Genomic DNA, 22,277 nt, shown 5'->3' on the forward strand with positions numbered 1-22,277 from the left:
GGTCATCGACGGCCGCAGCCGTCCGGGTCCACCAGCAGGGCGTCCACGACGGTGTCCGCGTCCTGGTGGGCCCTGAGCGCGTCGAGTTCGGCGCGCCAGGGTTCGTCCCAGGACGCCGCCCGGCCGCCGGCCCGGACGAGGTCCAGCGCGAGGCGGCCGGTCACGGCGGAGCCTCGGGCACGGAGGGTCCGCGCGGCGGCGAGCAGGGCGGCACGCACGCGTGGCCGGTGCAGATCGGCCGGTACGGAGTGCCGCGTCGGCAGCCGTCCCGCCCCCGTCTCGCACTGCCGCGCGACTCGCTCCCACCGGTGTTCGTCGTGTTCGCCGTTGCCTACGAGCACCATGGCGCTGTCCCAGCTCACACGCGCGGCGTCGGCGTGGAGTCCCACGGCCTCCAGTGTGTCGGCGAGCGCGTCCAGCACCGCCGGCGGCTCCTCGCCGCCTCCTGGATCCGAGTACTCGGCGCACGCGTGCAGCCGCCGCAGCGCGTCGGCACGCGCGCGTGGGTCCACGGCTCGTGCGGCCAGGGCGTCGAAGGCGCCTCGGAACGCCGACTCGGTCATCGGACCGGGCGGCAGCCGGACGAGTTGCCGCGCGGCCGCGTCCCACACCTTGCGCGGACGGGTCGGGGCCGCGAGGGCCTCCGCGAGCGCATGGGCACCGTCGGCGCCACCGGGCACCAGCCACGTCGGAAGCACCTGGCACGCCGCGACCACGGTGTCCTCGTCGCCCGTCTCCACCAGCCGCACCAGGAAGGCGGCGTACGCCTCCCTGGGAACCGTGAGCCCGAGGCGCACGCGCGCGTGCACGACCTCGTCGCGTACGGCGGTCTCATGGACGGCCCCCGCCAGACGGTCGGCCACGTCCCGGTGGTCGATCGCCGGCAGCAGGACGCGGGCGAGGACGGCGCGCACGTCCCGATGCCGGCCCGGCACGTCCCAGGCCGCCAGGAGGGCTTGGAAGGCGTCCTGCCGTGGGAGGTCGGCCAGTGCCCGTACGGCTTCCTTGCGGGCGCCCACCGGGCTGTCCGCGGCGCACGCCACAGGTGCCAGCAGGGGTACCGCGTCGTCGTCCGGCAGCCGTGCGATCAGCCGCCGCACCGAGGCCATCGCGGCACGGCCGCGCACGCCCCCGGTTCCCGCGTGCCGCAGCAGGAGGGCCACGGGATCGCGGTCCGGGACGTCGCCGAGGGCCACGAGTGCCGCCGCTGCCACCGGCTGTGGGGCGTCCTGCGCGAGCGCCGTCAGACGTTCGGGGTCCCTCAGCAGCCGCGCCGCATCGGTCCGCACGCGCAGCGGAGCCGATTCGTCGAGCACCACGCGCGCGTGATGCTCTTCCCAGGCGTCCCGCTGGGCAGGCAGCCACCTTCCGGCGATCCCAGGCGCGAGGTGCGGTGTCCAAGCGGTACGGCGGGTCCGCAGCCGGCCCGTGAGGCCCTCGCGTGCGGCGGCCAGGACGGGGTCGAGCAGATCGGTGCGTCGGGTGGCGACGGTCCGCAGGACGACGGGAACGGTGACGAAGGTCGGGTCCAGGGCGATCAGTTCGGCGCAGCGCTGTTCGCGCAGCCGCGGCGGCCGGACCCATGCCGCCGCGGCACGCGCCGCGAGGTGCGGATCGTCGCACTCCACGGCGAGCCGTCGCGCCTCGGCGTCGAGTTCCGGCAGCGCGGTGAGGTGTGTCGCGAGGAGTTCGGCGAGGGCGGTGCCCACCTCGGGCCGGCGCAGGGCCGTCGGTGCGATCGCCGTCCAGATGGCCCGGGCGGTCGTCTCGCCGACGTGCAACGGGGGCAGCGCCTCGGTCTGTTCCGGCCGCGTGACGAGTTCGCCGAGCAGTCCGGCCGCGTAGGCCGCCCGGTCCGGTCGGCCGGTCGCCGCCGCCCGCTCGACGACCCGGTGGAGCAGCCGTCGCGCGGCCCTGACGGTGCCTTCCGTCGCGTCGCGCGCCTGGACGGTGGTGAGGACGGCGTCACGCAGGACGCGTTCGGGCAGGGCGGCGAGCAAGTGACCGGCGGCGCCCGCGAGTTGTTCGAGTGCTGGGCGGCGCACGGCGTCCTGGTCGTGCCAGGCCCGTTCGCAGTCGGCGGCGACGCGTGCGAACTGTTCGGGGTCGCCTTCGAGTTCGGCGCAGACCAGCAGGGCGGTCCAGGCCAGGGACCGGTGTTGGGCGCGGTGGTTGTCCGCGAGCGCCTTCAGCAACGGTTCGCCCTCGGCGAGCGGCAGCGCCTGTGCCGCTCGGACCAGGGCCCATGGGCGGCGTTCGCTACCCACCGCCGAGGGGCGGACCAGATCTGCCCGGTCGGCGGGTTCGAGTGCGGCCAGCGCGCCCACCAGTGCCGGGACGGGCCGTGACGTCGTGCTGGTGTGCTTCTCGACGATGCGGCGCCGCTCGGCGGGTGGGAGGAGACCGAGCAGGCCGTCCGGGGTGACGTCGGTGCGGCCCGGGGCGGTGGGCCGGCGTCCGGTGCAGCGGCAGTGCTCGGCGAGTTCCACCAGGTCGTGTGCGGGCAGGGCGAGGAGCATGCGGCGCAGCGAGGGCGGCAGTGGGCCCACGGGGACGAGGCGCTCACGGGTGCGGTCGCCGGGGCCGGGGGGTGGTGTGCGCAGCACGGCCAGTGCTTCGGCGGGCCGGGTCAGGGCGGAGAGGACGGCTGCGGGAGTGAGCAGCAGCGGTGTCCGGTCCAGCAACAGGAGCGCCGCGTGCGGGTCGCGCCGGGCTGCGAGCGACGCGACGGCACGGAACTGGCGGGTCGAGTGCTGGGGCCGGTGGGCGCATTGAGCCGTCACGTGTGCGGCGACGGCGTAGGGGGCGGTGCGGGCCAGGGAGTTGAGGACGCCGGGTGCCGGTTCGACGCGGGGCAGCCATGCGGCCACCGTCTCGGGTGGGCAGGCGGGCAGGAGCGCGGCGGCTTCCCGGCCGCCGTGGCGTTCGTGGATCCGCGGCAGCAGCCTGGCCGCCAGTGCCGTGCGGCGGCTCAGCTTGAGGAGTCGATAGGTGTCGTGGCGTACGGCCCTGATGTCGCTCAGGGCCAGGCGTTCCAAGGCCTGTTCGGGTACGGGCAGCCGGATGGCCGCCGAGCGGGCCCGGCGTCCCAGCAGCGGGTCCGCGAGAGCCTCCGTCACCCGTTCCAGGTCGCGGCGGGCCACCGCGAGGAACAGAGCTGTGTGCCGGTCGGCGGGATCACCGTGGTCGAGGACGTGGTGCAGCGTCTCGTAGGCGCCCGGAGCGAGGGTGCGGGCGTACCGCGCCAGGGCGCTCGTACGGGCCGGGAAGGGCAGGGTGTCGAAGTGGGCCCTCAGCCAGGCGGGCGTCAGGGGCGCCGGCGGGTTCTGGGACTGTCGGGACGGCGTCGGGGACGCCTCGTATGCGGCCATCAGCGCTCACCGTGGAGTCGCTGGGCCCCCTTTCCAGAAGTCATGTCGGCCATGGTGGGGTGCCGCCGATCACCTGCGCAAACGGATTTCTCGCGCCTCCTCGATCTCCTTCCTCCGCACGGCACTTCACATACGGCGAGCTCATTCCATGTGGCCCCGACCCATGGATGGCGTCCTACAGCACTCGCACCATGAGGCAGCCCGCGACTCCCCGACCCGTCCTGGAGGCCCTCATGCACCTGTCCCTAGGCGTCCCGCTCCTCGCCGCCGCACTGGTGGCGACGGCCCTCACCTGGCCGAGTCCCGCCGCAGGTACGGCAGATGGTCACTGCGCACGACAGGACCGCGTCCACGTACCGGGCGCGGCCTTCCAACGGAGCGCGTGCCTCACGGATCTGACGACCACCGGGCTGGCCGGCACCCCGTACACCGACACGGCCGACCAGGCGGGGCTGACGGCCAGGGCGACCCGCACCCCGTCCGGGGTTCCCGGTGTGCAGGTCGACGGCTACTTCCCGGACTCCTCCCGGTTCAACGCCACCCACGGCTGGCAGCACGACGCCCAGTTCGTCATCAGGCTGCCGGACCACTGGAACGGCGGACTCGTCGTCACCGGCGCACCGGGTACGCGCAGGCAGTACGCCACGGACACGGCGATCTCCGACCAAGTGCTCGCGCAGGGCTACGCCTACGCCGCGACCGACAAGGGCAACAACGGCGCCGACTTCTACCGCGACGGCATCCGCCCCGGTGACGCGGTCGCCGAGTGGAACGCGCGCACCACCCAACTCACGCGCGCGGCCAAGCGTGCGGTGGCCCGGCGTTACGGGCACGCGCCGAGGCGGACGTACATGACGGGCATCTCCAACGGCGGTTATCTGACGCGCTGGCAGCTGGAGAACCATCCGGAGCTGTACGACGGCGGCGTGGACTGGGAGGGCGCGCTGTGGACCGCGGACGGCCCGAATCTGCTCACCTCGCTGCCCGCGGCCGTGGCCCGTACGACCGGTTCGGCGCGGGACGAGGACCTGTACGCGGTGGGCTTCGCGCGCGGCTCGGAGTTCCTGTGGCCGTACCACGAGAAGGCCTACTGGGGAGTCACGCAGAAGATCTACCGCGCCGAGTTCGACCCGGCCTACGACCCCGCCTGCCCCGGCCCGACCGCGGGGACCACCACGGAGCAGGTGCTGGCGCCCTGTGCCACCGACGCGGTCTACGACTACGCCGCACGCCCGGCGTCCGTCCATCGCGCCGTGGCCCGGGTGGCGCTGACCGGACGGATCGGCCGACCGCTGATCACCCTGCACGGCGACCTGGACGCACTGCTGCCCGAGGCCGCCGACTCCGATGTGTACGCGCGCATGATCGACGCGAGCGGCAGGGGCCGTCTGCACCGCTACTACACGGTCGAGGGCGGCACGCACGTCGACGGCCTGTACGACACCTATCCGGACCGGCTGCGGCCGATCCTGCCCTGCTACCGGTCGGCCTTCGACGCGCTGGTGTCATGGGTGGAGCGGGGCACACCGCCGCCCGCGGACCATGCCGTGAGCAGGCCCGCGAGCGGCGACGTGGTCGACTCCTGCACTCTGGCCGGCCGGGCCGAGGCGGCCCGGTAGCCCGAGGCTCTCAGCGACCGAGCTCCTTGCGTGTGACACGGCGCAACCTGCGCCGCTGCGAGGGGTCCAGCGTGAGGTACGCGGCGGCCGGTACTCCCAGGACGATCAGGAGTGCGGCCCACCACGGCAGCCAGATCAGCAGAAGGATGCCGACCGCCACACCTCCTGCGGCGATCTTCGCTCTCTTCGACATGTGTGTCGCCTCCTCCGCGGCCACTGCCGCTCTCTGTCCTGAGAACGGGCCCGCGCTCTCCACGGTTCCGCACCACGACCCTGAGACGTCCCTGAGGCGCTACCCCTAGGCGTCCCTGAGACAGGGATACCCATCCCCACCATGAGGTGACCCAGATCACGGCCCGGCCATTCCGGGCCAGCCGGGCAAGTGCTGTACCCTCGGCCACTCCGCGCTGAGTAGTCAAGTTTGAGGAGTGTCGCATTCCTGTGCCGAGGATTCCCGCGGCAACACCGTCCGAGATCTCTGAACTGGCCCGTTGCTGTGCCGTGTTCGTCCCCGGCGACCCGGCCCGCACCGGTTCCGTCGCCTTCTGGGACCCCGATGGCGACGCACCGCCGGCCGTCGCGTCGGGGTCCGTCGAGGACCTGACCGTCGTCGTGCCCGGCGAGGAGGGGGTGGAGACGGTGACCGTGCCGGCCGTGCTGCTGCCGGTGCGGGCGGCCCTGCCCGTCCTCACGCGTGCGCGTGCCGCCACGCACGGCCATCGGGCGACCGTGTTCTGGGGCACGGCCGCCGTGCACGCCCTGCAGCTCGCGGCCCGCGGGCTGCTGCTGCCCGGCCTGTCCGAGGGCGACCACGACGCCTGGCGCGTGGGTCCGTTGCGCCCCGAGGACGTCGAGCGCGTCCGGGCGCTGGCCGCGGCGATGCCGCCCGAGGCACACGCCGTACCGCTCGACGGGGGCGCACCGCTGCGGCTGCCCGATCCCGAGCGGCTGCTGCGCGCCTTCCTCGACGCGATCGCCGACACGCTGCCCCGCTCCCCCGCCGCGTCGCTCGTGACCGGCGGTCCCTCCTACGCGGCGCGGGAACCGCAGCACGTGCCCGGGCACCGGGCCTGGGCGGCCGATGTGGCCGCGGGCCACGACGCGGGCGTACGGCTGTCGCTGCGGATCGAGGTACCCGGTCTCTCGACCGCCGCGCAGGACGAGGCCGCCCCGGCGTTCCGGGCCGTGCTGCAGGTGCACGACGTGAGCGATCCGGCACTGGTCGCGGACGCCGCCGAGGTGTGGGCAGGGCCGGGCGGGGCGTTCGGCCCTCGTGCGCGGATGGACGCCCTGCTCGCGCTGCGCCGCGCGGCCCGCGCCTGGCCGCCGCTCGCGCCCCTGCTCTCGGCGGCCGTGCCGGACGCGCTCGAACTCGCCGACGACGAGATCATCGATCTCCTCTCGGCCGGCGCCCGGACCCTCGCCGTCGCCGGCGTCGACGTGCACTGGCCCAAGGAGCTCGCCCGCGAACTGACGGCCCGCGCGGTGGTCGGTCCGCCGGACGACGCGTCGGAGCCCGGCAGACTCTCTTCGGACGCCCCGTCGTTCCTCTCCGCCGACGCGCTGCTGGCCTTCAACTGGCGGTTCGCACTCGGCGACCAGCAGCTCACCCGCGAGGAGCTCGACCGGCTGGCCGAGTCGAGCCGCCCCATCGTGCGGCTGCGGGGCCAGTGGGTCCTGATCGACCCGCAGGAGGTGCGCCGGGCCCGAGCCCAGCAGGACCGCAAGATCACCCCCGTCGACGCCCTCGGCGCCGCGCTCACGGGCTCCACGGAGATCGACGGCGACCGGGTCGAGGTGCACCCCACAGGATGGCTCGCGGCCCTGCGGGAACGGCTCGCGGACCCCGAGGCGCAACAGCCGGTCGAGCAGCCCGCGGAGCTCGCGGCCACGCTGCGGGACTACCAGCGGCGCGGCCTCAACTGGCTGGCGCGGATGACCTCCTTGGGGCTGGGCTGCTGTCTCGCCGACGACATGGGACTCGGCAAGACGATCACGCTCATCGCCCTGCATCTGCACCGGCAGACGGATGCCTCCACCGCCGGTCCCACGCTCGTGGTGTGCCCGACCTCCCTCATGGGCAACTGGCAGCGCGAGATCGAGAGGTTCGCCCCCGGCACGCGCGTGCGCCGCTTCCACGGGCCGCGACGGGACCTGGACGCCCTGGCCGACGGGGAGTTCGTGCTCACCACGTACGGCACGATGCGGCTCGACGCCGACCGGCTGGCCGACGTGTCGTGGGGCATGGTCGTGGCGGACGAGGCGCAGCATGTCAAGAACCCGTACTCGGCGACGGCACGGCAGCTGCGTTCCATCGGCGCACGCGCACGCGTGGCGCTCACCGGCACCCCGGTGGAGAACAACCTGTCGGAGCTGTGGGCCATCCTCGACTGGACGACTCCCGGCCTGCTGGGCCGCCTCGGCACGTTCCGCGCGCGGTACGCGCAGGCCATCGAGGGCGGCCGGGACCCGAGGGCCGCCGAGCGGCTGTCGCGGCTGGTGCGCCCGTTCCTGCTGCGCCGCCGCAAGTCGGATCCGGGCATCGCTCCGGAACTGCCGCCGAAGACGGAGACGGACCGCGCGGTGTCGCTCACCAAGGAGCAGACGGGTCTGTACGAGGCCGTGGTGCGCGAGACGCTCGCGGAGATCTCCGGCGCCGACAACATGGCGCGGCGCGGGCTGATCGTGAAGCTGCTGACCGGGCTGAAGCAGATCTGCAACCACCCGGCGCAGTACCTCAAGGAGGACCGGCCGAGGATCGTCGGACGGTCCGGAAAGCTGGAGCTCCTGGACGAGTTGCTCGACACCATCCTCTCCGAGGGGGCGAGCGTGCTGGTCTTCACGCAGTACGTGCAGATGGCCCGCCTCATCGAGCGACACCTGGCCTCCCGCGGGGTGCCCTCCCAGTTCCTGCACGGCGGCACGCCCGTCGCTCGCCGGGAGGCGATGGTCCAGCACTTCCAGGACGGTGAGGTCCCGGTGTTCCTGCTGTCGTTGAAGGCGGCGGGTACGGGGCTGAACCTCACCCGGGCCGAGCATGTCGTGCACTACGACCGCTGGTGGAACCCGGCCGTGGAGGCGCAGGCCACCGACCGTGCGTACCGGATCGGGCAGAACCGGCCGGTGCAGGTGCACCGGTTGATCGCCGAGGGCACCATCGAGGACCGCATCGCCGACATGCTGAGCCGCAAGCGGGAGTTGGCCGACGCGGTGCTCGGCGCCGGGGAGGCGGCGCTGACGGAACTGACGGACGCGGAGCTGGCGGATCTGGTCGAACTGCGAGGGGGCACACGATGAGTGACGAGACGGAGCGCACGTTCGCCGCGTTGCCTCCCGCGCACGGGAGGGGCTTCGCGCAGAGCTGGTGGGGCCAGGCCTGGCTGAAGGCGCTGGAGGACACCGCGCTCGACTCCGCGCAGGTGAAGACCGGCCGAAGTCTCGCGCGCGCGGGAGCCGTCGGCGCGGTGTCGGTACGGCCGGGGCGCATCACGGCCGTCGTCCAGGACCGCGACCGCACCCCGCACCGGGCCGATGTGCTGCTGGAGCAGCTGTCCGAGGACCAGTGGGACCGCTTCCTGGACATGACCGTCGAGCGCGCAGGCCATGTCGCGGCTCTCCTGGACCGCGACATGCCTCCGCACCTGGTCGAGGACGCGGCGGCGGCGGGTGTCGAACTCCTGCCGGGGATGGGCGATCTGGAGCCGGAGTGCGACTGCGGCGCCTGGGACCACTGCGGGCACACGGCGGCGCTCTGCTACCTGGTGGCGCGGCTGCTGGACGAGGACCCCTTCGTCCTGCTGCTGATGCGGGGCCGCGGTGAACGCGCCTTGCTGGACGCCCTCCAGGACCGCACCGCCGCACCCGATGAGGCGCCGCCCCTCCAGGTGCAGGAGGGGGTGGACGCCGCCGAGGCGTACGCGGCCGGGGACATCCTTCCGCCGCTGCCCGCACTGCCGGAACTCCCCGAGGAGCCCGGCATACCGCCCTCCCTGGACACCGAGACGCCGGCCCCCTCCGGTGTCGATCCGGGCGCCCTGGAGTACCTGGCCGCCCGGACCGCGGCGCAGGCACACCGTCTGCTGGCCGAACGGGACGCTTCCGACGACGAGTTGACGGTCGCCCAGGACGCCGTCCGCCTCGCGGTGGGCGCTCCCGGGACGGCCGTGCTGGAGCGGCTGTCGGAGGGCTCGGGGCGCACCATGGAGGAGTTGGCGCCGGCCCTGCGCGCGTGGCGGGACGGAGGCGTTGCCGCGCTGGACGTGCTCGAGGAGGAATGGACGGTCGGGGGTGAAACCCTCGCACGCGCGCGTGCCGCGCTCGACTCGGCGTGGGACGAGGAGGAGCGGCCGTCGTTGCGGGCGAGGGGCAACCGGTGGACGGTCGTGGGCTCTTCGAGCCAGTTGCGCCTCGGACGGGACGGCCGCTGGTGGCCGTACCGCAAGGAGCGGGGCCGCTGGGTGCCCGCGGGGGGCGCCGTCCAGGATCCCGCGACCGCGCTGGCTGCGGCTCAGGAGGCCCTGGAGATAGGTTGACGTGCCATGAGGCACTTCGGCCAGGACATCCTCACCGTCGCGGACGAGCTCACCGAGGCGTACGTCGAGATCTTCACCGCCCCGCCCTGGGACCACCGGAACGCCGAGGAGACCCGCTCGGCGCTCCGGGAGCGGCTGGAGACGGACGCGCACCGCCCCGGTTTCCGCGCCGTCCTGGCGCTCTCGGACAGCGGTGGGGTGGACGGCTTCGTCACGGGCTGGACGACGCGGTCTCCCTTCCGCAGCGACCGCGCGTACGGCAAGGTCACTCGACGGCTGGGCGCCGACCGGGTCGGCGAGCTGCTGGTCGGTGCCTTCGAGGTCGACGAATTGGGCGTACGGTCGCGCGCCCGCGGCACGGGTCTGGGCCGTCGGCTGCTGTCGGCCCTCACCGCCACCGTGCCCGAGGGCCGGGCGTGGTTGCTGACCTGGGACCAGGCGCACGACACGCTCGCGTTCTACCGGCGCACCGGCTGGACGGAGCCCGAACCGCTGCCCGGCCAGGAGACGGACGTGGTCGTGTTCCTGGCGCCCGCCAGGGCTGCTACGACTCCGTGAGGCGGCCCTGCCACAGCATGGGCAGGACGTGGTCCCTGACCGCGGGCGCGATCCGGATGTCGTCCTCGTGCCCGGTGATCCAGCGCAGATGCGCGAGTTCGGCGGCGGGGCGGGGCACCTGGGCGAGGCGGGCGCCGTAGAGGGACATCCGCATGGGCACGCCTTCGAGGGCCGCCACGGCCTCGACATCGGCCAGGAACCGCGGTTCCAGGGGCCGTACCCCCAACTCCTCGTCCAGCTCGCGGTACAGGGTCTCCAGGGGCGCCTCGCCCGGGTCCGGTTTGCCGCCCGGCACATAGAAGACCTCGGGAGCCGCCTGCTTGCTCACCACCAGGAGCCGCCCCCTGCGGACGATCGCGGCCGCCACGACTTCCAGTACCTCTTGTGTCATGCGACCCATCCTCACCCACGCTCGACGAGCCCCTGCCACCCGTCGTTCACCTGTCGGTCGCACGGCGTTCGACACGGGGCCCAAATCTGGCCGCTGTCAGTGAACTTGTTCACCCAGGAGGCCCGATGTCCCCGTCTGCCACCGGCCGGCGCCGCGTCCACCGTTCCCTCGCGGCGGGCGTGCCCTTCGCCGTGCTGGCCGCGCTCGTGGCCGCGTCCCCGGCCGAGGGCGCCTCGTCGGGCGAACCGCATGTCATCCGCACGGCGACCCTCGGGGACATCCCGCTGGGCGCGTTCAGCAACGCGCTGCTGCCCGGCACGGTGGGTGACGACCGGGGCGTGGACCTCGGCGGCATCGGCAGCGACATCTACCCGGCGGGCCGCAAGGGCGAGTTCTGGACCGTCACCGATCGCGGGCCCAACGGTCAGATCAAGGTCGACGGCACGAAGCGCCGTACGTTCCCCGTGCCCGGATTCGACCCGGCGATCGTGAGGATCAAGGTGTCGGGCGACACGGTGAAGGTGCTGGACGCGATCCCGATCACCACCTCCTCCGGCAAGCCGGTCACCGGGTTGTCGAACCAGGAGGGGCGCGACGAGGCGCCGTACACCTATGACGCGAGGACGCCTCTGACGTACAACCCGAGCGGGCTGGACACCGAGGGCATCGTGCGGGCCGCGGACGGGAGTTTCTGGCTCGTCGACGAGTACGGGCCCTCGCTGGTCCATGTCTCCGCGCGCGGGAAGGTGCTGACGCGCTACGTCCCCGAGGGGCTGAACCTCACCGGCGCCGGCTATCCGGGGGTGGAGGCGCTGCCCGCCGTCCTGCTGCACCGGAAGACCAACCGCGGCTTCGAGGGGCTCGCCCAACTGCCGGGCGGCGACCTGGTGCTGGCCGTGCAGAGTCCACTGTCCCTGCCGGACACGGACGCGGGTGAGGCGTCGCGGACGACCCGTCTGTTGCGGTTCTCGCCCAGGAAGAAGGCGGTCACCGCCGAGTACGCGTACCGCTTCGACTCTGTGGACGTCGTCGACCCGAGCGAGGACGACACCTCGGAGCTGAAGATCTCCTCGGTGGTCGCGGTGGGCGGCGACCGTCTGCTGATCGAGGAGCGCACCGACAAGGCGGCACGGCTCCAGCTCGTCCACCTGGACCGCGCGGCGAACATCCTCGGCGGTCCCTACGACGACGACACGACGGCCCCGTCGCTGGAGCAGCTCGACGATCCGGCCGCCTCGGGTGTGCCGGTGCTCGCCAAGCGCCTGGTCGTCGACCTGGGCACGGTCGACGGGGTGCCGGGGAAGATCGAGGGCGTCGCGCGCGTGGACCGCGACACGCTCGCCCTGATCAACGACAACGACTTCGGGATGACCGACGGCACGGGCGCGTTCGACGCCCAGGGCCGGCTGGTCGACAGCGGGGTGGAGACGACGGTGACGTACGTGCGGCTGCCGCGCGGCATCTGATCACGTCAGGGGTGCGGTGAGCTTGCGGGTGCCCTGGGTGTCGGCGGCCAGGCTGCAGGCGACGCTGTCGATGCCGAGCCGGTAGCCGGCGGGGTCCGGGTACTGCACCAGGATGCCGCGCACCGTCCCGCCGGGCTGGTCCGCCGCCTTGCTGTCGAGGGTCCGCTCGCACAGGTCCGACGCGGCCTTCTTCAGGGCCGCGTCGGTCGTGTAGTCGCCCTGAAGTTCCGCGATCTTCACGACCTCGGCGTCGTGCGGCTTCCCGCAGGAGCGCTTCGCCGCCTGCCCGGGCCGGTCGCCGTCGGTGTCGAAGCAGTCGCCGGTCCGCAGCATGTAGTAGGGCACTTCGTCGGACGCGAAGGACGGGATCAGCGATTCGAGGCCGCTCGGGAACTCGCTCGGCAGGTCGGTGGGGAACTGCGAGGGCAGTCGGGTCGGCAGCTTCGTCGGGAGCTCGCTGGGCAGTCCGGTCGGCAGGCTCAGCGTGGGGCGGGGCGAGCTGCTCGCGCTCGCACTGGGCTTGTCGCCCGGCGAGTCGTCGTCGTTGCCCGACGCCATCAGCACGATCGCGGCGACGGCGGCACCGACCACGAGCACGGTGAGCAGGATGAACAACGGATTGCGGCCCCGGCCCGGCCCACCGGGCGGTTCCGGCGGAGGCGGCGGGTCCCATCCCCCGTACGAGGGCGGTCCGTTGCCTCCGGGAGGCGGGCCGTACCCGCCCGGAGGCCCATAGCCCCCTCCCGAGGAGCCGAAGCCTTCAGGAGGAGGGCCGAAGCCGCCGCCGTAGGGCGGCGTGTCGTCCGGCGGCCCGGGCGGCTGAGGCGGTACGGGCGGCATGGCCATACCGTCCAGGGTCGCCGTACGCGGGGCACGGCGCGACCCCCGCACGGAAGTTGATACCGACTCATGCCATGGATGGCATCGTTCCGGAGCATTCCGCACGGGGGCCGATCAAACGCGGAGACCGATCACACACGCACGCACGCGTGCGTTCAGCCGCGGGCGCCCAGCAGGTGGTCCATCGCCAGCTGGTCGAGCTGTTCGAAGGCCATACCGCGCGCGGCGGCCGCGTCCACGTCGAACTCCTCGAAGGCCGTACGGTCCGCGAGCAGCGACTTCAGGCCGTCCGCCGCCGTGGACTGTGCCAGCTCGTCCAGACGCGCGGCCCGCAGCGCCTCCTGGACCTGCGGGTCGGCACGGAAGGCGGCCGCACGCTCCTTGAGGATGAGGTAGTTGCGCATGCAGCCCGCGGCCGACGCCCAGACACCGTCGAAGTCCTCGGTCCGCGGCGGCTTGAAGTCGAAGTGCTTCGGACCCGCGTAACCGGCGGTCTCCAGCAGGTCGACCAGCCAGAAGGCGGACCGCAGGTCGCCCGCGCCGAAGCGCAGGTCCTGGTCGTACTTGATGCCGGACTGGCCGTTGAGGTCGATGTGGAAGAGCTTGCCCGCCCACAGGGCCTGCGCGATGCCGTGCGGGAAGTTCAGCCCGGCCATCTGCTCGTGGCCGACCTCCGGGTTGACGCCGTAGAGCTCCGGGCGCTCCAGGCGCTCGATGAACGCCAGGGCGTGCCCGACCGTGGGGAGCAGGATGTCGCCGCGCGGCTCGTTCGGCTTGGGCTCGATCGCGAAGCGCAGGTCGTAGCCCTGCTCGGTCACGTACTCGCCGAGGAGGTCGAAGGCCTCCTTCATGCGGTCCAGGGCCACGCGTACGTCCTTGGCGGCACCGGACTCCGCGCCCTCGCGGCCGCCCCAGGCGACGTAGGTCTCGGCGCCGAGCTCGACCGCCAGGTCGATGTTGCGGATCGTCTTGCGCAGGGCGTAGCGGCGCACGTCACGGTCGTTCGCCGTGAACGCGCCGTCCTTGAAGACGGGGTGCGTGAAGAGGTTGGTGGTGGCCATCGGCACCTTCATGCCGGTCGCGTCGAGGGCCTCCCGGAAGCGCTTGACGTGGCCCTCGCGCTCGGTGTCCGAGGACCCGAAGGGGATCAGGTCGTCGTCGTGGAAGGTCACACCGTGAGCGCCGAGCTCGGCCAGGCGCCGCACGGTCTCGACAGGGTCCAGGGCACGCCGCGTGGCGTCGCCGAACGGGTCCCTTCCCTGCCAGCCGACGGTCCACAGGCCGAAGGTGAACCTGTCCTCGGGGGTGGGCTGGTAGTTCATGTCGCGGCTCCTTGCTCGCTTGCGACTATTTCGTCATGGCCGTTTACAAATTAGTATGCGATCGCGTCTCTGGGAAGAGACAAGATGTCTCCGACGGTCTTCGGACGGAGACACGAGCCGCTTGAGCACGCAAAAGGGAGAGCCCGATGTCAGCTGCCGAGGGTCCGCTCGTCGTCGGCGTGGACACGTCCACGCAGTCCACCAAGGCCCTGGTCGTCGACGCGTCGACCGGAAGGGTGGTGGCGAGCGGACAGGCGTCGCACACCGTCTCCTCCGGGGCGGGGCGCGAGAGCGACCCGCGTCAGTGGTGGGGCGCGCTGGGCGAGGCCCTGCACCAGTGCGGTGACGCGGCCCGCGAGGCCGCCGCCGTGTCGATCGGCGGGCAGCAGCACGGCCTCGTCACGCTGGACGCGCAGGGCGAGCCGGTACGCCCCGCCCTGCTGTGGAACGACGTGCGCTCCGCGCCGCAGGCCGCCCGGCTCATCGAGGAGCTGGGCGGACCGAAGGCCTGGGCGGAGCGCACCGGCAGCGTGCCGGGCCCGTCGTTCACGGTCACGAAGTGGGCGTGGCTCGCCGAGAACGAGCCGGACGCGATCCGCGCGACCAAGGCGGTGCGCCTCCCGCACGACTACCTCACCGAGCGCCTCACGGGCCAGGGCACGACCGACCGCGGCGACGCCTCCGGCACCGGATGGTGGGCATCGGCGACCGAGGCGTACGACGAGGAGACCCTCGCGCACGTCGGTCTCGACCCCGCCCTGCTGCCCCGCGTGGTCCGCCCTGGTGAGGTGGCGGGGACCGTGCGCGACCGCCACGACCTGCCGTTCTCCAAAGGCACCCTGGTCGCCCCGGGCACCGGCGACAACGCGGCCGCCGCACTGGGCCTCGGACTGCGCCCCGGCACCCCCGTGCTCAGCCTCGGCACGTCGGGCACGGTGTACGCGGTCTCCAAGAGGCGTCCCGCGGACCCGACCGGCACCGTGGCCGGATTCGCCGACGCGCACGGGGACTGGCTGCCGCTGGCCTGCACCCTGAACTGCACGCTCGCCGTCGACCGCGTCGCCGCCCTGCTCGGCCTCGACCGGGAGGCCGTGGAGCCCACCACCGGTGTCACGCTCCTGCCCTACCTGGACGGCGAGCGCACCCCCGCGCTGCCGGGCGCCTCCGGACTCCTGTACGGCCTGCGGCACGACACCACCGGCGGTCAGCTCCTCCAGGCCGCCTACGACGGTGCCGTCCACGCGCTGCTCGGCGCGCTCGACCTGGTCCTCGACGAGGACGCGGACCGTTCGGTCCCGCTGCTGCTGATCGGCGGCGGCGCCCGGGGCAGGGCCTGGCAGGAGACCGTACGCCGGCTCTCGGGCCGTCCCGTGCAGATCCCCGAGGCCAAGGAGCTCGTCGCACTCGGCGCGGCCGCCCAGGCGGCGGGTCTGCTGACCGGCGAGGACCCGGCCGCGGTCGCCCGGCGCTGGAACACGACCGCCGGCCCGGTGCTGGAGGCCGTGGAGCGGGACGAGGCGACGATGGCGCGGATCTCCGGGGTACTCTCCGACGCGGCTCCGCTGCTGGACAGGCCGACGGAGACCGGCTGAGACGTCCGCCGCCGGGCAGGCGCACGGCGGCCCGCCGAGGTCGCCACCGCCTGCCGGGCTCGCGGCGAACCGTATCGATCACCAGAGGACTGACGGAGGCATGACCGCACCGCTGCACGACGCCCACCCGGCCGGACCGGGGCGCGCGCTGCCCGACACCCAGCAGGGCATGCGCCGCCGCAACCTGGCCCGGGTGATGCACACCGTCAGCGCCGAGGGACCGCTCTCCCGTGCCGCCGTCGCCTCGCGGATCGGGCTGACCCGTGCGGCCGTGTCGACCCTCGTCGACGAGCTCATACGGTCGGGCCTGCTCGAAGAGCTCGGCCCCGAGCGGCCGGGCCGGGTGGGCCGCCCCGGGTCGGCGCTCGCCGTCAGCGCGCACGGTCCCGCCGGGATCGGCGCCGAGGTCGGCGTCGACCACCTCGCGGTCTGCGCGGTCGACCTGCGCGGCCAGGTGCGGGCCCGTGCCGTACGGCACGGTGCGAACCGCGGCCGCTCCCCCGCGCCGGTGATCGAGGAACTCACCGAGCTGATCGACCGGGTCGTCGCCGAGGCGGAGGGCGAGGGCCTGTGGCCGACGGGGCTCGCCGTGGCCGTGCCCGGCCTGGTGGCGCGCGACGGCCGTACGGTCGTGCGCGCCCCGAACCTCGACTGGCACGACACGGACCTCGGCGCCCTGCTGCCCACGGCGTTCCCGCTGACCGTGGACAACGAGGCCAACTTCGGCGCCCTCGCCGAACTCTGGCTCGGCGACGGCACCCCGCTCGACTTCCTGCACGTGTCGGCGGAGATCGGCATCGGTGCGGCCGTCGTCGTGGCAGGCGGTCTGCTGCGCGGGACCCGCGGTTTCGCGGGCGAGCTGGGGCACGTACCGGTGGAACCCGAGGGGCCGCAGTGCCCTTGCGGTGGGCGTGGATGCCTGGAGCAGTACGCCGGTGAGGAGGCCGTGCTGCGTGCGGCCGGTCTGGAGCCGGGGGGCGACCGGGTCGGGCTGCTCGCGGCGCGTGCCGCCGAAGGGGACGAGGACGTACGTCGTGCCCTTCGGGAAGCGGGGCGGGCGCTCGGCGTCGCGCTGACCGGGGCGGTCAATCTGCTGGACCCCGAGAACGTGGTGCTGGGCGGTGAGCTGTCCGGGCTCGCGCCGTGGCTGCTGCCCTCGCTGGAGGCCGAGCTGGCCCGGCGGACGGCTGGACCGCCGTGCCCGGTGTCCGTGTCGCGGCTGGGTCCCGAGGGGCCGTTGCTGGGGGCCGCGCACTCGGTGGTGCGGGCTGTCCTCGACGACCCTGCCGCTGTGGCCGAACGGAACTGACCGCAGGGCGACTTCGGTCCGGTCCGCCGGCCTTGTTCACTCGGCTGAGTGAGCGAGTTTTCCACAGGTCGCAGGCCGTCCACCGAAACACGCTGCGTCCTTCTGCCCAACCCGCAAGCGACGTACCGTGATTCACGCGAGTCGCTCGAGCCGGTGCGGCACCCGCCTCCCATGTGATCGTCCTGATACGACGTCACCCGGGACGTATGGCCAGAACGACCCGCGTCCACGTCAAGGAGCCCTCCCCCACCGGCCTTCCGCGAAACGGAGCAGTGCAGCCATGAGCGACCCCCGGATCCTGACCGTGCGGCCCGAACCGGGCGAGTACGCCTGGACGTTCGGCGGTGCGCCGCCCGTGGCGCGCATCGCGCCCGGCACGGTTCTCGACCTGTACACCGAGGACTGCTTCGCCGGACGGGTGCGGTCCGAGAAGGACCTGGTCTCCGAAGTGTGCGAGTTCCCGTTCCTCAACCCTCAGACCGGTCCCTTCCACGTGGAGGGCGCCGAGCCGGGCGACACGGTCGCCGTGCACTTCGTGTCGATCGAGCCGGCCCGGGACTGGGCCGCGTCCACCACCGTCCCCCTCTTCGGCGCGCTCACCTCGACCCACACCACGGCCACCCTGCAGCCGCCCCTCCCGGAGACCGTCTGGATCTGGCAGCTGGACCGGACCCGCCGCACCGCGCTGTTCCGGGCACACGACAGCGACTTCGAGGCCGAGCTGCCCATGGACCCGATGCACGGCACCGTGGGAGTGGCCCCCGCCAACCTGGAGGTCCGCTCGGCGCTGGTTCCCGACGCGCACGGCGGGAACATGGACACACCGGAGATGCGGGCCGGCGTCACCTGCTACCTCGGTGTGAACGTCGAGGGCGCGTTGCTCAGCCTCGGCGACGGCCATGCCCGGCAGGGCGAGGGCGAGACCTGCGGGGTCGCCGTCGAGTGCGCGATGAACACCGTCGTGATCGTGGAGCTGCTGAAGGGGATCGCGACACCCTGGCCACGCATCGAGTCGGACACCCACATCATCTCGACGGGGTCGGCGCGCCCGCTCGAAGACGCGTTCCGGATATCCCAACTCGACCTGGTGCAGTGGCTGGTGCGCGACTACGGGTTCAGCGAGCTGGACGCGTACCAGTTCGCGACCCAGGCCGTCGAGTCGCCGCTGGCCAATGTGTGCGACACCAACTACACCTGCGTGGCGAAGATCCGCAAGCAGTGGCTGCCCGCGCGGGAGACGCACCGTGGTGTGCACGCGCGGCTGAGGGAGACCGCGGCAACCGTCCGTCCCTGACTCGCGTCTCGATCAACACCGCACCACCGAAAGGCGATCGTCCATGGACCGGGCAAGACCGCTGCCGAGCAGGCGACGGCTCCTGAAGGGCGCCGCCCTCACCGCCGTCCCGTACGCGCTGCTGCCGGAGGCGCGCGCCGGGGCGGACACCCACGCCGTCGACCACCCGCTCGCCGAGTGGCAGCCGGCGACGTCCGCCAACTACACCTCGGCGAACCGCCCGACGAGCCACCCGATCGACCTCGTCATCATCCATGTGACGCAGACGAGCTACCGCAAGACCCTGGGTGTCTTCCGGAGTCCCGAGAAGCAGGTGTCCGCCCACTACGTGGTCCGTTCCCGGGACGGCAACATCGCGCAGTGCGTCCGTGAGGCCGACATCGCCTGGCACGCGGGGAACTGGGGCCACAACACGCGCAGTGTCGGCATCGAGCACGAGGGGTGGGTGGACCGCCCCGCGTACTTCACCGACGTCCTGTACGAACAGTCGGCGCGGCTGACGGCCGACATCTGCGCCAAGTACACGATCCCGAAGGACCGGGCGCACATCATCGCGCACCACGAGGTGCCGGGTTCGGACCACACCGACCCCGGACCGCACTGGGACTGGGAGCGCTATATGAGGCTGGTCGAGCGCGCCGGGCAGTGATGTCGTTCGGGTGACGCCGGTCGAAACGGTTGTCCGCGCGCGTACCGGGAGTGACGATGTCTCCAGCCGCATCGCCTTTCGGGGAGGCCGAGTGACCGATCCGTGGGTGGCCCTGGAGCCGGGGGCCGACCCCGCCGAGCGTGCGCGGATGCTGCGCCGCGCACACGAGACGTTCACCGAGGCGGGTACCGTGCCGCGGCCGGTGCGCCCGGTGGTGGCGGACTCGTGGCGGCGTTCCGCGCGGGCCGGTGTCGGGCCCGACGGGAGCGCGAGCGTCGAGCTCATGGACGGCGACCTCGGTGTCTATCGGGCGGAGCATCCGCTGGCCCGGGTGATGCCACTGTTCCGTGAACTGCTGGGCACGTTCGCGGCCGACGGGGAGCATCTGCTCGCGGTGTGCGACGCGCACGGCAGGCTGCTGTGGGTCGAAGGGCATGCGTCGACCCGGCGGCAGGCGGGGCTGATGAACTTCGTGCCGGGGGCGCGGTGGGCGGAGACCGCGGTCGGGACCAACGCGCCGGGGACGGCGGTCGCCCTCGACCGGCCGGTGCAGGTGTTCGCCGCCGAGCACTTCATCCGGCGGGTCCAGCCGTGGACCTGCGCGGCGGCTCCGGTGCACGATCCCCGTACCGGGCGGGTGCTGGGTGCCGTGGACATCACCGGCGGGGACGGGCTCGCGCATCCGCACAGTCTGGGCTTCGTCCAGGCGGTCGCCCGGGCCGCGGAGTCCCATCTGGCGCTGCTCGCCCCGGAGATGCCCGCGGCCGACCTCCCCGAGCTGACCGCGCTGGGCCGTGACGAGGCCCAGCTGCTCACCGGAGGCCGCCGGATCAGGCTCAGCCGCCGACACAGCGAGATCATGGTGCTGCTGACCCGCCATCCGGAGGGGCTGACCGGCGACGAGCTGCTGTGCGCGCTGTACGAGGACGAGTCGGTGACGCCGGTGACACTGCGCGCCGAACTGGCCCGGCTGCGCAGGGTGCTCGGCCCCGGCCTGCTGGCCTCGCGCCCCTACCGGCTCACCGTGCCGGTCGAGTCCGATGTCTCCGTCGTGGAGCGGCGGCTGGAGACCGGTGCGGTCACGGCGGCGGCGACGGCGTACTCCGGTCCGCTGCTGCCCGCCTCCCAGGCCCCGTCGGTGGTGCGCCTCAGGCGCCGGCTCGCCGACGGCCTCCGTACGGCGCTGATCGCCCGCCGCGACCCGGACCTGTTGGCGGACTGGGCGCACACGCCCTGGGGCGAGGACGACTTCGAGGTGTGGCGGGCCCTGGTGGCGGCCCGTCCGACGGCGGCGGTGCGCTCGCGCCTGGCGGCCCTGGAGTCGGAGCTGTCGGCACCGGGCGTACGACGCCGGGGAGTTGCGGCACCGGAGGCACTCCGGCCCTGCCCCTGAGGCCGACGGCAACGGAGGCGCTCCGGCCTCGCCCCTGAGGCCGACGGCAACGTAGTTGCAACGTCCGCGTCCCTAGCCTCGCGCAGAGAGCTGCCCAACGGCGGGCAGCGCTGCTGCAGGGAGGCAGACCAGCATGACCCGTTACGCGGCGCCCGGCACCGAGGGCGCGATCGTCTCCTACCAGGCGCGCTATGACCACTTCATCGGCGGCGAGTACGTACCGCCGGCCCGTGGGCAGTACTTCGAGAACCCCTCGCCGGTCAACGGGCAGCCGTTCACCGAGGTCGCGCGCGGCACGGCGGAGGACGTGGAGCGGGCGCTCGACGCGGCACACGCGGCCGCCCCGGCGTGGGGCCGTATGTCGGTGACCGAGCGCTCCGACATCCTGCTGAAGATCGCCGACCGTATGGAGGCGTATCTCGAGCCGCTGGCCGTCGCGGAGAGCTGGGAGAACGGCAAGCCGGTGCGCGAGACACTGGCGGCCGACATCCCCCTCGCCATCGACCACTTCCGCTACTTCGCGGGGGCGATCCGCGCGCAGGAGGGCTCGCTCGGCGAGGTCGACGACGACACGGTGGCGTACCACTTCCACGAACCGCTCGGCGTGGTCGCGCAGATCATCCCGTGGAACTTCCCGATCCTGATGGCGGTGTGGAAGCTCGCCCCCGCCCTCGCCGCGGGCAACGCGGTCGTCATCAAGCCGGCCGAACAGACCCCGGCGTCCATCCACTACTGGATGAGCCTGATCGCCGACCTGCTGCCGCCGGGCGTGGTCAACATCGTCAACGGCTTCGGCGTGGAGGCGGGCAAGCCGCTCGCGTCCAGCGCGCGCGTCGCGAAGGTCGCCTTCACCGGCGAGACCACGACAGGGCGGCTGATCATGCAGTACGCCTCCGAGAACATCAAGCCGGTCACACTCGAACTCGGCGGCAAGTCGCCCAACATCTTCTTCGACGACGTATGGGCGCACAACGACGACTTCCGCGACAAGGCCCTCGAAGGCTTCACCATGTTCGCCCTCAACCAGGGCGAGGTGTGCACCTGCCCGTCCCGGGCCCTGGTCCAGCGCGGCAACTACGCCGAGTTCCTTCAGGCGGCGGTCGCCCGCACCGAACTGATCAAGCCGGGCCACCCTCTGGACACCGACACGATGATCGGCGCCCAGGCCTCCAACGACCAGCTCGAGAAGATCCTCTCCTACCTCGACATCGGCCGGCAGGAAGGCGCGAAGATCCTCACCGGCGGCCAACGCATCGAGTACGACGGCGAGTTGAAGGGCGGCTACTACGTCCAGCCGACCATCTTCGAGGGCGACAACCGGATGCGGATCTTCCAGGAGGAGATCTTCGGACCGGTCGTCTCCGTGGCCTCCTTCGACGACTTCGACGACGCCATCAAGATCGCGAACGACACCCTGTACGGCCTCGGAGCAGGCGTCTGGACCCGCGACATCAACACCGCCTACCGCGCCGGCCGCGCCATCCAGGCAGGCCGCGTCTGGACCAACTGCTACCACGCCTACCCGGCACACGCCGCCTTCGGCGGCTACAAGCAGTCCGGGATCGGCCGCGAGACACACAAGATGATGCTGGAGCACTACCAGCAGACGAAGAACCTGCTCGTTTCCTACAGTCCGAAGAAACTCGGGTTCTTCTAGAGCCGGAAGTCGGTTGCCTGGAGGCATCGTTGCGCTCCGGGCAACCCGACACGATGTGGCGTCCCGTGGAGGTCCGCCGGATCAGTGGCTTCACAGCACGACACGGAACAGGCCCCCGGACGGGTCGACCACGGCGTCGAGGCGGAGCCCCACACGCAGGGCCGGATGCTGCGAGCGCTTCCAGGTGGCCTCGAACGTCGGGAAGCCCGGCCCGCTGACCCGCAGGACGACCACGGCACCGCCGTCGTCCCCGGTGTCCCATTCGGTCAGCTCGGTGATCTCCG

The 22,277-nt window shown here is 72.8% G+C and carries 17 protein-coding genes; 11 read left to right on the forward strand and 6 right to left on the reverse strand.

The genetic code is table 11. The features are described 5' to 3' along the window. Window positions 1-2: 2 nt before the first annotated feature. Window positions 3-3,371 (reverse strand): hypothetical protein, encoded by a 3,369-nt coding sequence (locus OHU89_RS08835; RefSeq protein ID WP_405641470.1) that lies wholly within the window; start codon window positions 3,369-3,371, stop codon window positions 3-5. Window positions 3,372-3,604: 233 nt separating this feature from the next. On the opposite strand from OHU89_RS08835, the gene OHU89_RS08840 reads away from it, so the two are divergent. After that, window positions 3,605-4,990, forward strand: a complete 1,386-nt coding sequence (locus tag OHU89_RS08840) for a tannase/feruloyl esterase family alpha/beta hydrolase (protein ID WP_405654392.1) — start codon at window positions 3,605-3,607, stop codon at window positions 4,988-4,990. Between the two features lie 10 nt (window positions 4,991-5,000). Here OHU89_RS08840 and OHU89_RS08845 read toward each other — a convergent pair whose 3' ends face one another. Continuing rightward, window positions 5,001-5,183 (reverse strand): hypothetical protein, encoded by a 183-nt coding sequence (locus OHU89_RS08845; protein WP_327715584.1) that lies wholly within the window; start codon window positions 5,181-5,183, stop codon window positions 5,001-5,003. Window positions 5,184-5,431: 248 nt separating this feature from the next. Between OHU89_RS08845 and OHU89_RS08850 the strand changes: the two genes are divergently transcribed. Genes OHU89_RS08850 through OHU89_RS08860 form a run of 3 tightly spaced genes read left to right on the forward strand, consistent with a single transcriptional unit; the run spans window position 5,432 to window position 10,080 of the window. Further along, window positions 5,432-8,287, forward strand: a complete 2,856-nt coding sequence (locus tag OHU89_RS08850) for a DEAD/DEAH box helicase (protein WP_405641472.1) — start codon at window positions 5,432-5,434, stop codon at window positions 8,285-8,287. After that, on the forward strand, window positions 8,284-9,522 hold the full coding sequence (locus tag OHU89_RS08855; protein WP_405641474.1) for an SWF or SNF family helicase: 1,239 nt from the start codon (window positions 8,284-8,286) through the stop codon (window positions 9,520-9,522). Before OHU89_RS08850 ends, OHU89_RS08855 begins: the two co-directional genes overlap by 4 nt. A gap of 6 nt (window positions 9,523-9,528) precedes the next feature. Next, the gene (locus tag OHU89_RS08860; protein ID WP_405641476.1) at window positions 9,529-10,080 is read left to right on the forward strand and encodes a GNAT family N-acetyltransferase; all 552 of its coding nucleotides are present in this window, start codon (window positions 9,529-9,531) and stop codon (window positions 10,078-10,080) included. Here the strand turns inward: OHU89_RS08860 and OHU89_RS08865 are convergent. Then, window positions 10,067-10,471 (reverse strand): NUDIX domain-containing protein, encoded by a 405-nt coding sequence (locus tag OHU89_RS08865; RefSeq protein WP_405641478.1) that lies wholly within the window; start codon window positions 10,469-10,471, stop codon window positions 10,067-10,069. The two genes, OHU89_RS08860 and OHU89_RS08865, sit on opposite strands and share 14 nt — an antisense overlap. Window positions 10,472-10,596: 125 nt before the next feature. On the opposite strand from OHU89_RS08865, the gene OHU89_RS08870 reads away from it, so the two are divergent. Then, window positions 10,597-11,937: an esterase-like activity of phytase family protein gene (locus tag OHU89_RS08870; RefSeq protein WP_405641480.1), complete on the forward strand. Its 1,341-nt coding sequence runs from the start codon at window positions 10,597-10,599 to the stop codon at window positions 11,935-11,937. Here OHU89_RS08870 and OHU89_RS08875 read toward each other — a convergent pair whose 3' ends face one another. Both OHU89_RS08875 and xylA read right to left on the reverse strand, forming a co-directional pair. Continuing rightward, on the reverse strand, window positions 11,938-12,534 hold the full coding sequence (locus OHU89_RS08875) for a hypothetical protein (protein WP_405641482.1): 597 nt from the start codon (window positions 12,532-12,534) through the stop codon (window positions 11,938-11,940). A 398-nt stretch (window positions 12,535-12,932) separates the two neighbouring features. Further along, on the reverse strand, window positions 12,933-14,099 hold the full coding sequence (gene xylA / locus OHU89_RS08880) for a xylose isomerase (protein WP_405641484.1): 1,167 nt from the start codon (window positions 14,097-14,099) through the stop codon (window positions 12,933-12,935). Window positions 14,100-14,245: 146 nt separating this feature from the next. On the opposite strand from xylA, the gene xylB reads away from it, so the two are divergent. The 6 genes from xylB to OHU89_RS08910 all read left to right on the forward strand — a co-directional run bounded on the left by xylB (window position 14,246) and on the right by OHU89_RS08910 (window position 21,993). Beyond that, window positions 14,246-15,691 carry a xylulokinase gene (xylB, locus tag OHU89_RS08885; RefSeq protein ID WP_405641486.1) on the forward strand — a complete coding sequence of 482 codons (1,446 nt, stop codon included), beginning with the start codon at window positions 14,246-14,248 and terminating at the stop codon, window positions 15,689-15,691. A 100-nt stretch (window positions 15,692-15,791) separates the two neighbouring features. Beyond that, entirely contained in the window at window positions 15,792-17,000 is a 1,209-nt protein-coding gene (locus OHU89_RS08890) for an ROK family protein (RefSeq protein WP_405641488.1), read from the forward strand. 280 nt (window positions 17,001-17,280) lie between these two features. Further along, entirely contained in the window at window positions 17,281-18,294 is a 1,014-nt protein-coding gene (locus OHU89_RS08895) for an acetamidase/formamidase family protein (protein ID WP_266895642.1), read from the forward strand. 43 nt (window positions 18,295-18,337) lie between these two features. Further along, entirely contained in the window at window positions 18,338-18,943 is a 606-nt protein-coding gene (locus OHU89_RS08900) for an N-acetylmuramoyl-L-alanine amidase (RefSeq protein WP_405641491.1), read from the forward strand. Between the two features lie 91 nt (window positions 18,944-19,034). Further along, on the forward strand, window positions 19,035-20,336 hold the full coding sequence (locus OHU89_RS08905) for a GAF domain-containing protein (protein ID WP_405641493.1): 1,302 nt from the start codon (window positions 19,035-19,037) through the stop codon (window positions 20,334-20,336). Between the two features lie 133 nt (window positions 20,337-20,469). Continuing rightward, window positions 20,470-21,993, forward strand: a complete 1,524-nt coding sequence (locus tag OHU89_RS08910; protein ID WP_405641495.1) for an aldehyde dehydrogenase family protein — start codon at window positions 20,470-20,472, stop codon at window positions 21,991-21,993. 90 nt (window positions 21,994-22,083) lie between these two features. Here OHU89_RS08910 and OHU89_RS08915 read toward each other — a convergent pair whose 3' ends face one another. Next, window positions 22,084-22,227 (reverse strand): hypothetical protein, encoded by a 144-nt coding sequence (locus OHU89_RS08915; RefSeq protein ID WP_405641497.1) that lies wholly within the window; start codon window positions 22,225-22,227, stop codon window positions 22,084-22,086. Window positions 22,228-22,277: the final 50 nt, after the last annotated feature.

It is taken from the genome of Streptomyces sp. NBC_00019 (assembly GCF_045041015.1).
Lineage (GTDB): Bacteria > Actinomycetota > Actinomycetes > Streptomycetales > Streptomycetaceae > Streptomyces.

Coding starts and splice junctions, on each gene's coding strand:
- OHU89_RS08855 (WP_405641474.1), top strand. CDS start 8,284: ATGAGTGACGAGACGGAGCGCACGTTCGCCGCGTTGCCTCCCGCGCAC.
- OHU89_RS08895 (WP_266895642.1), top strand. CDS start 17,281: ATGAGCGACCCCCGGATCCTGACCGTGCGGCCCGAACCGGGCGAGTAC.
- OHU89_RS08835 (WP_405641470.1), bottom strand. CDS start 3,371: ATGGCCGCATACGAGGCGTCCCCGACGCCGTCCCGACAGTCCCAGAAC.
- OHU89_RS08910 (WP_405641495.1), top strand. CDS start 20,470: ATGACCCGTTACGCGGCGCCCGGCACCGAGGGCGCGATCGTCTCCTAC.
- OHU89_RS08845 (WP_327715584.1), bottom strand. CDS start 5,183: ATGTCGAAGAGAGCGAAGATCGCCGCAGGAGGTGTGGCGGTCGGCATC.
- OHU89_RS08840 (WP_405654392.1), top strand. CDS start 3,605: ATGCACCTGTCCCTAGGCGTCCCGCTCCTCGCCGCCGCACTGGTGGCG.
- OHU89_RS08890 (WP_405641488.1), top strand. CDS start 15,792: ATGACCGCACCGCTGCACGACGCCCACCCGGCCGGACCGGGGCGCGCG.
- OHU89_RS08900 (WP_405641491.1), top strand. CDS start 18,338: ATGGACCGGGCAAGACCGCTGCCGAGCAGGCGACGGCTCCTGAAGGGC.
- xylA (WP_405641484.1), bottom strand. CDS start 14,099: ATGAACTACCAGCCCACCCCCGAGGACAGGTTCACCTTCGGCCTGTGG.
- OHU89_RS08860 (WP_405641476.1), top strand. CDS start 9,529: ATGAGGCACTTCGGCCAGGACATCCTCACCGTCGCGGACGAGCTCACC.
- xylB (WP_405641486.1), top strand. CDS start 14,246: ATGTCAGCTGCCGAGGGTCCGCTCGTCGTCGGCGTGGACACGTCCACG.
- OHU89_RS08870 (WP_405641480.1), top strand. CDS start 10,597: ATGTCCCCGTCTGCCACCGGCCGGCGCCGCGTCCACCGTTCCCTCGCG.
- OHU89_RS08865 (WP_405641478.1), bottom strand. CDS start 10,471: ATGACACAAGAGGTACTGGAAGTCGTGGCGGCCGCGATCGTCCGCAGG.